The organism is Rhodoferax sp. GT1R46 (assembly GCF_056521285.1).
In genome coordinates, this window is the sequence record NZ_JBWMBC010000007.1 from 118,708 (window position 1) to 131,624 (window position 12,917).

Annotated in this window: 10 protein-coding genes and 1 pseudogene; 2 read left to right on the top strand and 9 right to left on the bottom strand. The window is 54.0% G+C overall.

From position 1 onward, the window contains the following. The first annotated feature begins 11 nt into the window (after positions 1-11). Positions 12-668 (top strand): response regulator, encoded by a 657-nt coding sequence (locus AC097W_RS15525; protein ID WP_479603525.1) that lies wholly within the window; start codon positions 12-14, stop codon positions 666-668. Between the two features lie 319 nt (positions 669-987). Here AC097W_RS15525 and AC097W_RS15530 read toward each other — a convergent pair whose 3' ends face one another. From AC097W_RS15530 to AC097W_RS15570, 9 genes and pseudogenes are all read right to left on the bottom strand, one after another. Further along, entirely contained in the window at positions 988-2,127 is a 1,140-nt protein-coding gene (locus AC097W_RS15530; protein ID WP_479603526.1) for an HD domain-containing phosphohydrolase, read from the bottom strand. Between the two features lie 5 nt (positions 2,128-2,132). Beyond that, positions 2,133-4,601 (bottom strand): ATP-binding protein, encoded by a 2,469-nt coding sequence (locus tag AC097W_RS15535; RefSeq protein ID WP_479603527.1) that lies wholly within the window; start codon positions 4,599-4,601, stop codon positions 2,133-2,135. Further along, complete coding sequence (locus AC097W_RS15540) at positions 4,598-5,989, bottom strand: diguanylate cyclase domain-containing protein (RefSeq protein WP_479603528.1); 1,392 nt, start codon at positions 5,987-5,989, stop codon at positions 4,598-4,600. The genes AC097W_RS15535 and AC097W_RS15540 overlap by 4 nt, the downstream gene beginning before the upstream one ends. Next, the gene (locus tag AC097W_RS15545; protein ID WP_479603529.1) at positions 5,986-6,348 is read right to left on the bottom strand and encodes a response regulator transcription factor; all 363 of its coding nucleotides are present in this window, start codon (positions 6,346-6,348) and stop codon (positions 5,986-5,988) included. The genes AC097W_RS15540 and AC097W_RS15545 overlap by 4 nt, the downstream gene beginning before the upstream one ends. 76 nt (positions 6,349-6,424) lie before the next feature. Next, on the bottom strand, positions 6,425-8,998 hold the full coding sequence (locus AC097W_RS15550) for a PAS domain S-box protein (protein WP_479603530.1): 2,574 nt from the start codon (positions 8,996-8,998) through the stop codon (positions 6,425-6,427). A gap of 18 nt (positions 8,999-9,016) precedes the next feature. After that, a complete protein-coding gene (locus tag AC097W_RS15555) occupies positions 9,017-9,850 on the bottom strand; it encodes a phosphate/phosphite/phosphonate ABC transporter substrate-binding protein (RefSeq protein ID WP_479603531.1) in 834 nt (277 codons plus the stop codon). Further along, positions 9,847-10,224: a response regulator transcription factor gene (locus tag AC097W_RS15560; RefSeq protein ID WP_479603532.1), complete on the bottom strand. Its 378-nt coding sequence runs from the start codon at positions 10,222-10,224 to the stop codon at positions 9,847-9,849. Before AC097W_RS15560 ends, AC097W_RS15555 begins: the two co-directional genes overlap by 4 nt. Then, complete coding sequence (locus AC097W_RS15565) at positions 10,221-11,321, bottom strand: sensor histidine kinase (RefSeq protein WP_479603533.1); 1,101 nt, start codon at positions 11,319-11,321, stop codon at positions 10,221-10,223. The genes AC097W_RS15560 and AC097W_RS15565 overlap by 4 nt, the downstream gene beginning before the upstream one ends. Before the next feature lie 74 nt (positions 11,322-11,395). After that, a pseudogene (locus AC097W_RS15570) lies at positions 11,396-11,494 on the bottom strand (IS5/IS1182 family transposase); the annotation flags it as partial. Between the two features lie 543 nt (positions 11,495-12,037). On the opposite strand from AC097W_RS15570, the gene ssb reads away from it, so the two are divergent. After that, entirely contained in the window at positions 12,038-12,547 is a 510-nt protein-coding gene (gene ssb / locus AC097W_RS15575) for a single-stranded DNA-binding protein (RefSeq protein WP_479603534.1), read from the top strand. The last annotated feature ends 370 nt before the right edge of the window (positions 12,548-12,917 follow it).

Sequence of the window (12,917 nt, forward strand, 5' to 3'; positions counted from 1 at the left end):
AAATCAAGACCATGGATTCTCGAAAAAAAGTTTTAAAAACGTTTTGTACTACGCTGGAGGCGGCAAAAATTTTGGGCGTAGCGCAACGCACTGTTCAATTGTGGGCAGAAAGTGGTTTGCTGGAAGCCTGGAAAACCAGTGGCGGCCACCGGCGTATTACCCGTCAATCCATCGAGCGCTTGCTACTCAACCCAAGCGCGGCGGCTCCGGCCCCTTTGGGCGCAAATAGTTCCGCATCTGAGGTCGTCGTGACCGATGCGTCAACGCCGCGTTCTTTCCGTATTCTGGTGGTTGAAGACGATACCAACCTGCGCAAACTTTATGAACTCAATTTAGCCCTCTGGTCAATGCGCCCCGCAGTTACCACGGCGGGAGATGGCTATGAGGCTTTGATCCTCCTGGGGAACACAAAACCGGATTTACTGATTGTTGATTTGAACCTTCCGGGCATGGATGGCTTTCGAATGATTGAGACTATCCGCAGCGTCCCCGAGTTAAGCGACATGGTTATTGTGGTGGTGACCGGAATGGATGCTGCGGAAGTCCGGAAGCGCGGCACCTTGGCTCCGGATATTCAGGTATTGCCCAAGCCTGTCCCGTTCAATGCATTGATGCAAATCGCCGAACAGGTGGCCCTCAAGTCAAACATCAAAAAAAATGACCTGTGACCGGACTGACTTGAAAGTTTGTTCCGGGAGCGTGGATATTCCTTTGCAAGAGTTGCAGCGTTACTGGTCAGTCGGTTCATAGCCCGATGGTCTGGCATGTACCGCTGTACCACCGCGGAACCAGAGTGGTATGCGCAGGGGAAAGCGCGACGGTCGACTATGTGCTGTTGCGTCGAGGGACACTCATCATCTATCTGAACGAGCACCCAGATCCAGTCAGACCAGAAGACGTTGAGCTGACACCGACAACCTTGGCGCTGCCGCACCGCTAGCGCAGTTGGCGGTTTTTATAGCCTTCACCTAGGTTGCTTTGGGTCCCTCAGGCCAGTTCGAGGTATTCGACTTTCTTCTTCATTTCGGTGTCAGAGTCTGCGAAGCGTTCCGCTATATCTTTGAACTGATCAATGATTGAAACAAAAGCATCAACGATATCTGGATCAAAGTGCTGTCCCTTTCCGGCGAGGATGATGTCAACAGCTGTTTCATGGGACATGCCTTCTTTGTAGACACGGCGGCTGATAATGGCATCGTAAACATCAGCCAGTGCCATCAAGCGCGCGGATATCGGAATGGCATCACCGATCAGCCCTTGTGGATATCCTGATCCATCCCATTTCTCCTGGTGGCAATAGGCTATTTCCTTGGCCATCGTCAGAAACTCCAGCTTGCAACCCATCATGTTTTCCACCTGTTCAATGGCATCACGCCCCAAGGTGGTGTGCGTTTTCATGATCTCCATTTCAGCAGCGTCGAAGCGACCCGGCTTCAGCAAAATGCGATCAGGAATTCCAACCTTTCCAATATCGTGCAGCGGTGACGATTTGAATAGCAAATTGATGTTGTGTTCGGTCAAAAAGCCGGAAAAACGTGGATGGCTCTGAAGTTTTCCGCTGAGAGCCAGAACGTAGTGTTGGGTGCGACGGATATGGCTGCCTGTTTCCGAGTCGCGAGTCTGGGCCAGACTGGTCATAGCCAAAATGGTGGCGTCCTGAACGGCGAGAATTTCTTCAGTTCGTCTGGCTACCGCGATTTCGAGCTGGTCATTGATCATCTCAACAAAGTCTGTATTGGACTTGTGGCGCAGCTGCACTTTCAGTTTGGCAAAGAAGAGATCAACATTCACTGGTTGCTGAATGTAGTCGATGGCACCCACTTCGTAGGCGTGAATTTTCTCGACGTCAGAGCCGGGGCCACCAAAAAATATAACCGGTATGTTCGACGTGTTTAAATTGGATTTCAAGGCCGTGCAGACAGTCAGTCCATCGCAGCCACCCTCGCTGGTGTCCAGCAAAATGAGGTCTGGTTTATTTTCTCTGCCTGCAAGCTCCATTAGGTGGGTTTCATCGCCGGCCCAGGCTGCATCACAGATCGTGAGGAGGCGGGAGGACGCGAGCACAAGGTTCGGAACCCGAGCGTTCAAAATCAATACGCGGGGCTTGAGTGGGAGAAACAAATCCATAGAAATTAGTCGATTGGAAACAATAGGGTGACGGCGGTTCCCACCCCGGCAGTGCTGTCGATCAAAACAGCGCCCTGGTGCAGATCCATAATTTCCTTGACGATGCTCATGCCAAGACCAGTCCCGGAGAAGCGGCCTGACTTGTCGGCGCGGTAAAAGCGCTCAAAGACCTGCGTGAGATGGTCTGGTTCCATACCGATACCGTGATCCCTGATAACGATACCGGCAAGCGCACCAGTGCGGTCGTCAGAATTCGGCGCCAAAGAAATAAGCGTTTCACCGCCAGAAGGGGCGTATTTGTAGGCGTTTGCAAGTACGTTGAGAATGGCTTGGGCGGCTTTTGCCCGGTCGGCGTGAACGAACGTATCCGGAACCATGACAATTGGCGAACTTCGACCGGTTGGAAGGCTGAAACCGGAAACGATTTCTTCTACTAGTGTTCGGAGATTCACGGATTCGAGGGCGAAATCTTTAGCCCCGCGTGCTTCGATCCGCGCCAAATCCAGCAACTCGTTGAGAATTTTTGCCATGAGTGTGGACTGTGCATGGATGATGCCCATAAATTCCTGTCGTTGCTCGTCTGTGAACTTGTTGTGGACCAGCAATTCGGAAAAGCCAAGGATGCTCGCCATGGGTGTGCGCAGCTCATGCGCTGCTGTGGCGAGAAACTCGGATTTCATTTCTTCGACAATGAACGCGTGTGTTACATCCCGCAGGTACAGGATTTGAGAAACGGAGGTGGAGTCACTTGTTTTCAGATTAACTTGCAATACGCGGCGAACGCCACTTGTCAGGTCAATCAGGACTGGATTGGTTTCTGACTCGGTCATCGAAGTCTCGCGTAGTGTCTGCATTCCTCGAAGTTGGGTGCTTGGTGCACATAGCGCGTTCATTTTTGCTACGAACGTTTCCTCCTGCAGACCATTGACGTCGGCGATGCTCAATCCGGTCAGATGCTGGAACGCGGGATTGATGTACTTGACCCGCATAGTCCGGTCGAATGAAACAAAGGCATCCGGACTGAGCGAAAAAATGGTGTCAAGTTGGAAGGTGCGATCCTGCATCTGTGCTTGGAGGAACCGCTGTTCAGAAATGTCGGTTGCAGAGCCGGCCATTCGAATAACCACGCCAGAGCTGTCATGCCGGGCGCGACCCCGAATCAGCATCCACTTGTAAGTGCCATCCTCGCAGAGAAAGCGGAGCTCCGCCCGATAAAATTCGGTTTTTTTCTCCAGATGATCTCTCAACTGAGCCAAGGCGTCACCCAGATCCGCGGGGTGAACAATCGATGTCCACTCTCTTGGGGTGATTGTCGTGACCCCGGTCCCATAACCAAGCATATCGGACATCCGGGGAGAGGCCTCAACAAGCCCCGTGTCGTGCCTCCAATTCCAAATGCCGTCGTTAGATCCATCAATGGCAACACGCCAGAGATCCTCGCTGGAACGTAGCGCATCTTCAATTTCCTGACGTCTCAATATCTCACTTTGCAGCAACCTGGTATGGTAGAAAATCGCACCACCCAGGATGACTAGTAGCAGACTGAGCACGCCCGCTTGTAGCACCAGCGCGTCGCGACTGGTCTTGGACAATTGCAGGATCGAAGCAGTCGAAACGCCTGTGCTGACAAAGACGGGATAGCCCGTGATCTTTGCGTAGGAATACAGGCGATCAATGTCATCAGATGCTGATCGATTCGTAAAGGAGCCACTCAGCTTGCCCTCATGAATGAGTTTTAAAACCGGTGTCGTGTCATTGACCAAGCCATAAATGGCACGGTCATCGACGACTTGAACCCGGCTCACTCCATCAAGCCCGACCATGGTCGCGAGGCTCCTCCCTGGCAGGTCTAAATCGATGTAGAAATCGGTGAAATAGTCCAAGCTGATGGAGGCCACGGCAACACCCAAAAAAGTACCATCGATTTGGTTGATGCGGCGCGTAAGCTGAATGGACCACTTGCCTGAAGCGCGCCCCAATACAGGCTTTGATATGAAGAGTGAGTTGGAGTCGGCAGTCGTGTGAACCTTGAAATGTTCACGGTCCGATAGATCCAGATGGGGCGGGAAGGGGACATTGCTCAATTTGAATATGCCCCGAGCGTCAATGATGCCCAGCTGAGCAAACAGGCTGCCATCAATGATGCCTTGGTCAACCATTCCTTTGAGATCAAGTTTGTCGCCATCCGCTAAATAACGGACCACCATGAATTTCAGTGCCTGATCTGCAGCACGAAAAGTCCGTAGTGCGTGCTCTTCGTTTACCCTGGTCAGGTTGGCTAAAGTGCGTTCGGTCTCGGTCTGTTGCTGCGACCGAATGTTAGCCAACTGCAAATAGACCGATCCCCATACCGCACTTAACAGCAACAGCGTCAATATTCCAATAAGGGTAAGTGCTTTGTGCTTGGTGGTGGCGACGCCACCAATCGCCGCGCGCTCACGGTCGGCTACATCCGGTGGATATGCTTGTTTCATGTTGATTCACCTGCTATGTCGGGCGGGTCGTATCTCAAAAATCGCCCGCCACCATCTTTCTGTACACGTTTCATTGCAGACTCCGCATGAGAGATAAGATCTGCCGCGTCCACACCATCTTGCGGAAACATCGCACAGCCTATGCTGCAGCTGGTCAGTAGTTTTTGTTTACCTGCAACATACGGCTCAGACAGCGCGCGAACTATCCGTTCGGTTATTGCGCCCAGCTCTGTGCCATTGCGGACCCCGGTCAAAAGGGCAAGAAAATGACCGTCACCTGACTGTGCGATCTTGTCGCACCCCCGTGTGGCCACCTGCAGGCGTTCGCTTGCAATCAGCAATAGGGCCTGACTCACGCTGGAGTCTTCGGTTTCACGCAGCCATTTGAGCCTGTCCAAGGCAATAGATAGCACGGTCACGCGCAGGCCACCGCGCCATGCGGATGCGATCTTATTGCTTACCAGCGCGTGAAATAATTCAGGATTTGGCAACCCGGTCTCTGGATCGTGGTCGACGTTGGCGAGAATGAAGCGCTCAGCTTTACGCATGTTCTCCCGGTCCGAGAATATCGCTACGTAGGCAACTGTTAACAGCGAACGGTCACTGACCGCAGATACGGTCATCCACTGATGCAGTGGTCGTCCTTTCTTTGTGCTGGTAGTTACTGATCCGCGCCAGCTTCCGGTGGACTTGAGTTCGGCATACAGTTCGCTGGTGAATACCGGTTGGCCGGTCGCTGACTGAAGTATTGAGTGCGTGGACCTTGTGACGTCGGCGATACCAACTCCAGTAAGACCCATGAAGTACGCATCGATTGCCAGAATTTCCCCGTCGAGGCCGAGGACCGCGGCACCCTGGTGCAGGTTTTTGACCAGATTGGCCATTCGGTCGGTATCACTATCGGACGGCGCCTGCGAAGTCAGGTCGCGCATGATCCAGTACATGACGGTACTGTCACCAGCAGGCAAACAAATGAAATGGACTGAAAACAGGCAAGCGGAAGTGAGGTCACCGCCTTTGCAAAGGAAAAATTCTGTCGAGCCCGACAGTAACTCAATGCAGTTGGTTGCCATGTTTCTGAGCATCGTCTCCAGATGCGTCAAATGAAATGGGGCGACGATATTTTGGATCTGCGGTGAAAGATCGCCATTTCGCATAAACATGGCACGTGCGCTGTTGGTCGCAAGCAGGATCTCCCCTCGCTGGTCAATTGCCAGGCATGGTGCATTGAAAGTCGACGTCTGACTGGCCAGCACTTCCCGCGCCGCAACGAATCGTGCGTGAGATGCCTTCAGGTTTTCATGGCGTAAATCCAGCGCGGAGTGTCGTCTAGCGAGCTCCTGAAAGTCCTGGGCGTATTGCTCCAGTTGGAGTTCGAGCGTGTTCACACCAACTTTGCCTTTAGCCAAGTCTCAATTTGGAGAGGACTGAAGGGTTTTATGAAGTAGGCGTCCGCACCACTTTCCTGCCCCAGCCTGAAATCGTCCGCCTGGCCGCGAGCCGTCAACATGGCAACAAAAATACCAGTGAGCTCGGGGTCGGCTTTGATGATTTTGAGCACCTGTATGCCATCAATCTCTCCGGGCATCATGATGTCCAGCAAAACAGCGCGCGGTTTGTGGATGCGGATTGCATCAAGCGCACTGGCTCCGTCGCCCGCTTCAACAATTTCGTAATCCCGGCCAAGTGTGATTGATAGCAGGCGCCGGATTAAGGGCTGATCATCAACAATCAGAATTTTTTGCATGGATAAGACTTCGCACGTTGTTATGACTGCTGTCATATGGCGATAGCATTAATAAATAATGCCAAATTTTATCATATTAAACCATTTCATCTTTTGCAACGGGTATCCACAATCTGGCCACAGTACCTACGCCGAGTTCGCTCGACAGTTCCACTCGTCCTTTGTGGAGTTCAGCCACTTCTTTGACAAGACTCAGACCCAAACCCGTACCGGGAATATTTCCAGATGCGTCAGCGCGGAAAAAACGCTCAAACGCTCTGGCGACCTGCTCAGGCGACATGCCAATGCCTTGATCGCGAATTTCAATGACGGCAAACGGCTCGTTACCCGTGTACTCAACGCGAACTTTTAGCGAAACGATGCCGCCCTCTGGCGAATATTTGAAAGCATTGCTCAGCAAATTGTTCATTGCCAATTGCATTTTTTCGGGGTCAATCAATACAGTAACCGCGGGCATTTCATCCACGTTTACTTGGCGATCAGTGTCGGCACGCATCAATCCTTTGACGCTGTTGTCGATCAGGTCACTAAGCGGGTGTGCAGCTATTTGCATGTCCAGCCCACCTCGTGATTCAATTCGGGCGAGGTCAAGTAGTTCGTTGATCATCTTCACCAGAAGGCCCGATTGGCGGTGAATGGTCTGCAACATGTCTGTGCGGCGTTCGTCTGAGAATTTGCGATGCAGCAACAGCTCAGTAAAGCCAAAGATGCTCACCATGGGTGTGCGCAACTCATGTGCAGCAGCGGCCAGAAACTCGCTCTTCATTCGGTCTACCGCATCTTCGTGGGTGACATCGCGGAAGTACAGAATCGTCTCGCTGCGTTCGGCAATGTTGCGCCGCAATTGCGCCTCTACCACCCGTGATTGTGGTCGCGTCAAATGCAGCCTGGCTTTCCATTGCTCACTTTCGCTGGCATGGGTGTCAATGGGTGGCAACTGCATATTGTTGTCGCACAGTTCGCCAAGCACCCTCTCAAAGATTTCAAGAGTAATGGGCGGGCTGTTGCCTACCCATCTCAGCCCGGTCATGGTTTCAAACGCCGGGTTTGCAAATACCATGCGGTCACTGGTATCAAACAGCACAAATCCGTCGGGGCTCAGGCTGAAAATGGCGTCCAGTTGGGCGCGCCGTTTCGCCATGGCCTCTTCAGCTTGAACCCGCGAAGTCACATCCGAGACGATGCCCACAAAGTGGGTCAAGACACCACTGGATGACAGAACGGGGGAGAGCGAAACCTCCGCAATCAGCCTGTTGCCGTCGGGCAGAACTTGGTGCAATGTGACATTGGCGGTGCGCTGTTCGCGGACGGCAAGAGTCAGCTCTCTTACGCCGGGGTCCTGTGCATCTATGCCGCGCAGTATGTCCATGCTGCTGCCCAGCACTTTGTGTGCAGGCAGCTGGGTGATTTTCTGAAATGCTTCGTTAATATAAACAATGGGTTGCGTTGCAATCTTTGCATTGGTGATGAACACGGCGTTGTGGCTGCACGCCAGTGCGCGTTCATACAGTTCCGTGGTCTCTTGCGCGGCCCGTTCATCGGTTACGTCCCGCACTATGCAGGTGTAACGCAGGTCGCTCACACCCTGAACCTCTCCCAGTGATATCTCGACTGGAAACAGCGTACCGTCGGCGCGTGTGCCAAACAGGTCATACCGCACCATACGTCTTGGGCCATACTCACCAAAGCCGTCGCCAAACATGTCGCGCAACGCTGCACTGTTGAGGCCGGGAACACAGCCATCCAGTGCTTGGCCCAGCAATCCCACTTTTGGTCTGCCAAAAATGCTACTGGCAGCCGGGTTGGCCATGGTTACCATGCCCAGGTGATCCAGGCCAATGATGGCCTCGCCAGCAGTGTTGACAATGGCCTGTACCCGCGTCACCTGCTCAGCAATGCCCAGGCTGGCCTGGTTCAAAGCTTGGCTCAAGTTATTGGCCTCCACACAGGTGGGGGGCGTATAAAACTGCTTACCAATGTTTTGGGGTATACCCTGTGCAAACTGCGTTAGGTCGCGAATCGGGCGCAGTGCCCGTGCGAGGATGACATACAGGCTTGCCAGCACCGTTGTCACCAGTATCAATGTCGCGATCAGGGATTGAAGCCACAAGCGGTTGAGTTCTTGTGCGCGCTGCCCTAGGCTGAATTGCACCCGGACCCACGCGAGTGCCTTCGGGGTTCCGGCATTCACTACCGACCATGATTCATACATGTCGCCCAGAACCCTACCGGGTATGTGGTTGGCTGTAGGGTTTGGCGGCGAAATGCGTGACCGACCTCCCACTTCGGACGCAAGAGATTCCCCCGTCTGCATGACTTCGACCAGTGCCCGCCCGTCCGGGCGAAAAATGGCGATGTTGGAAATGCCAGGAAGCAAAGCAACCTGCTGCAGATTGGACTCTACAGCCGCAATGTCATTCAGGATTACCGCAGCGGTCGTACTTCCTGCCACCAGCTGTGCCACTGAGTCAGACCAACGCTGTGCAGAGCCCAAGGTCTCCCGCCCCAGACGCTCGTAGGCCAATAAACTGTAAATGCCTCCAAGCACAGCCAATACGACCGTGGCAGCAACCAGAATGGTCGTACTTAGGTTGTAGGGTGGGCGCATCCGGCTGCGAACATTGTCACGTATTGCTATCAACTTAAGCATGGTGTTGCTGGGCTTATCCTATTCCGTTACCACGAATTTTTCGATGTTCAGGCGTTCAAATGGAGCGTAGTCGCGTGCATAGTTGGCTGTAACAGGGTTGGGCATCTGAATTCCTGCCATCAGCCCCTTGGTGGCGGGGTCCTGGGCCAGTGCCAGCAAAGCGTCCGTAATCTGCTTTCGAACGGCCATGGGCACCCGGGGATGCACGGCAATGGGATGGGGGGCGAGCGGCGGTGTGGTGTAGATCACCCGCAAATGCTGCTGAACATCTTGCGGCTCTTTCTCCAGGGTGGTTCGCACAACACCTGCGGCGGCCGAGTCACCCGCGAGAACCTGGCGTATCGCATTGCGGTGATTCTCTGCATAGTGGGCATCAAACGCCAAGTGGTGTTGACGTTCCAGCATTGCACGAATGTAGAGGCTGGACGCAAAGGCATTGGGGGCGGGAAACGAAATTTGATGGTCTTTCAGTTGCTCTAGGCTTTTGACCGGGCCATCGCTCTTCACCACCAAAACGCCTTCCAGTGGGCGGGCATCGTGCAGCAGAGGCTCGTAACGATGCGCGCGTCGGGCCATCACCATGTGGTAAGGGTTTAGAAAAACCAGGTCCGCCTGCCCTTTCAAAAACTCTGGTTCAAATTTGGCGATGGACGGGTAGACCACCAGTTCGCAGGTAACGCCTGCCCTGGCGAGTGCGGTTAGCAAAGGTGACCAATAACGCGTCATCTCCAAGGGTGTGAGCTGCGGTACAACTGCCAGCCGCAGCGGTTTTGATCCAAGCGCGGGAAACGTAGTAACAGCGGCAAGGGTCGCCCCAACGCCTTGTAAAAACAGACGGCGGTGCTGCATCATGCCGGTGCTACCAGTCGGTCTACTGTATCGAGCAGCTCAAGCGGGCTGAACGGCTTTACCAGATAGGCATCACAGCCTGCGGTTTGTCCCCGTTCAATATCAGTGCGCTGACCCCTCGCAGTGAGCAAAATCACTTTAGTCAGGGAATGCAAAAGGGGGTCTGCCTTGATTTTTTCGCACACTTGGTAGCCATCCATACCGCCGGGCATCATCACATCAAGCAAGATCACTGCCGGGCGCAGATTTTGGGCCACGCGCCAAGCGTCTTCCCCGTTGTCCGCTTCATGCAAATTAAAATCTCCGCACTCCATTGTCATTCGAATTAGTTTGCGAATGTCGGGTTGATCGTCAACTATCAAGGCGTTGTGTGTCATACGGCTTCCTTTTTACGATGTGACATGAGCTTGGCAAGATCGGCGGCATAGCGCTGGGCCTGTGCAATATCCAGTTGGGTATGCCCGCGTTGTGGCGCGCCAGTCGGGAACTCCATCAGCACCCGTACCTCGTCATCACCGACGGCCGTCATCCGCATATTGCCGCCATGCAAGCCGACGATGCGTTGCACCAGCGGCAAGCCCAATCGCCCATTGGATTCGGCAGGGCCCAATGCACTGGTCCTTGTGAATAAATCGCGGGTTTCCACGCCCTTTATTTCCTCCGGAATCGCTCCGAGGTTGCGAACGCTGATCAACACATGCGCGCCCGTGAGCATGTAGGTGACATTGACTGCTAGGTCCTGCTTGCTGCTCACTTCACGGCGTGAGTGCGTCACGGCATTGTCAAAGCATTCGTAGAACGCACGTCGGATGATTTTGGCATTGCCATAAATGGGAGGTAGTGTCTGGCCGGGTTCGTTGACAACAAAGTGCACTTTTCTCGTTAAAGCGCGTGGCGTGAGTTCGTCGCAAACCGACTTGACCAGTGCGGCTATATCAATACGGTCTCCAGTGAGCAGAACCTCATCGCCAAAGACCGCGATCAGGTCGGCAAGGCGTCGCAGCCGCTCGTTCAATTCATCGGCGGCTGCTTCCAGTTTGCTGCCCTTGGGGCTTTCCGGCAGGCTGCCCAGCATATTGGAAAGGCGGTGTAAGGGTGGGCCGATTTCGTCGCGCAACAGTGCAATGATGTCGCCCAGATCAATGTGGGGCGACGCGCTGTCCACGGATTCCGCATTGAAAACAAAAGCAATATCCAGCCCCGACAGGCCAGCCATGAATTGCCCCTTGACGCGGGCGCCGTCTGCCAGTTCCACTTCCACGGCGTAAGGCAGTTTGACCTTGCCCATATTGATGGCAGTTGCCAGCGACTTGATCACCGGCTTTCCGCCCATCGATTCCACCGGGCGGCCTGGATGCACCTTGGCCGATTTGTTGGCATAAGTGACCTGGCCCGTGACTCCAAAAGTCAGCATGGGCAAGGGCATGGCGTCAAAAAGCGCATTGACCGAGGGTTGGTGATAGCTTATGGCCATGGCTAAACATTTAATTTTTAGTTTATATGTTCATATTTTATCATATTTGAATGGAATTGATACCTTTCACATTTGAACCAGTGCTGGATGAAATGAATACGCAACATGCGGTCAAGCCCGATGGCTGCCCGACCATTGCCCGCGTTGGGGTAGTGTTGCTCAATGACTTGGCAGTGCGCCGCCCCTGACACGATAGCCTTCTGGTCTGGCTGGTATAGCGACCACGCGCAAAGCGTTTCCGCGCAGGACCTTGCGTTTGACCGCAGTGTGGTCGACAGACTCACTGCCTGTTGGCTCCGTATGCCTTGGGGTACCAAGACTCCAGATGCGGTGGTCGGCGCCGAATGGCTCGGTCTGCGGCCACGGAACGTCTGAAAGTGGTACGCCCTGGGATGTCATTGGGAAAATCTGTTCAGCACCCGAAGATTGGCCTCTTTCAAGCGCCGGGGTGGACCGAGAAGAGCGGCACCGTGGACCATCAAGCGCTTGCCGCCGCCGACGCTTGCTCAATCGGCTTCTATTCAAAGTCTGAACGGGCCCCCGTTTGAGCCTGTGCATCCGGATCGTTTCGCTATGGGGCCAGTGCAATTCTGGGCACAGCGGATGCGCTGGTATATTGGGCACCAACTCACATGCCCAAATGGGATGGGAAAACTGTTAACTTGCTTTAACTGAGGGACAAAAAGCATTGTCCCTTGACACATCTGGAGTACACCATGGCATCCGTCAATAAAGTCATTCTGGTCGGCAATTGTGGCCGCGACCCCGAAATCCGCTATCTGCCCTCGGGTCAGGCCGTGGCCAACATCAGTGTGGCCACCAGCACCCGGCGCAAGGACAAGAACACCGGCGAAAGCATTGAGACCACCGAGTGGCACCGCGTCACTTTTTACGACCGCCTGGCTGAAATTGCCGGTGAATACGTGCGAAAAGGCCGCCCCATTTATGTGGAAGGCCGCCTGAAATACGGCAAGTACACCGACCAGGCTGGCATTGAGAAAAACACCGTGGACATCATCGCCACCGAACTGCAGTTGCTCGGTGGCCGCGAAGGCATGGGCGGCCCTGGCGGCAACGAGGGCGATGAAGGCGGCGCACCTCCACCCCGGCGCATGGCACCTGCTGCCGCACCGCGTGCTGCGGCCCCGGCGCCAGCACCCCGGCAAGCCCCAGCGCCCCGGCCCGCCAGCGGCTTTGATGACATGGATGACGACATTCCGTTCTGATTAGTACGTTTCCCCCGTTTTGTTGATACAGACGAACAAAGGCCCGAGAAATCGGGCTTTTTGCATTTGGTTGTCAATAAAACTGTTGACGAAAACCATCTAGGTTTCAAACAACTATTTGTGTTGATTTCAATCGTTTGTATTGGCCCATTACCCAATTGGTTAGGTTTGCGAAGCGAAGCAGCGCGGGGTATCGCCCAATGGGTGCCGCCGCCAAGAACGCGCTGGCATCACTATTACTGGGCGCTATCTTGGTGACCGCGTGTTTCACTAGCGGATTGCGCTCGTGTGATTCCATCTTAAAAGGGTAAACATTTGTAACACCCTGTGCGCCACTCATTGACGGGTAAAAAAAAAGGGCGCCAAATCT

What these genes read in the sequence shown, in the direction of transcription:
- AC097W_RS15525 (WP_479603525.1), top strand. Translation starts at nt 12, where the DNA reads ATGGATTCTCGAAAAAAAGTTTTAAAAACGTTTTGTACTACGCTGGAG.
- AC097W_RS15530 (WP_479603526.1), bottom strand. Translation starts at nt 2,127, where the DNA reads ATGGATTTGTTTCTCCCACTCAAGCCCCGCGTATTGATTTTGAACGCT.
- AC097W_RS15535 (WP_479603527.1), bottom strand. Translation starts at nt 4,601, where the DNA reads ATGAAACAAGCATATCCACCGGATGTAGCCGACCGTGAGCGCGCGGCG.
- AC097W_RS15545 (WP_479603529.1), bottom strand. Translation starts at nt 6,348, where the DNA reads ATGCAAAAAATTCTGATTGTTGATGATCAGCCCTTAATCCGGCGCCTG.
- AC097W_RS15550 (WP_479603530.1), bottom strand. Translation starts at nt 8,998, where the DNA reads ATGCTTAAGTTGATAGCAATACGTGACAATGTTCGCAGCCGGATGCGC.
- AC097W_RS15555 (WP_479603531.1), bottom strand. Translation starts at nt 9,850, where the DNA reads ATGATGCAGCACCGCCGTCTGTTTTTACAAGGCGTTGGGGCGACCCTT.
- AC097W_RS15560 (WP_479603532.1), bottom strand. Translation starts at nt 10,224, where the DNA reads ATGACACACAACGCCTTGATAGTTGACGATCAACCCGACATTCGCAAA.
- AC097W_RS15565 (WP_479603533.1), bottom strand. Translation starts at nt 11,321, where the DNA reads ATGGCCATAAGCTATCACCAACCCTCGGTCAATGCGCTTTTTGACGCC.
- ssb (WP_479603534.1), top strand. Translation starts at nt 12,038, where the DNA reads ATGGCATCCGTCAATAAAGTCATTCTGGTCGGCAATTGTGGCCGCGAC.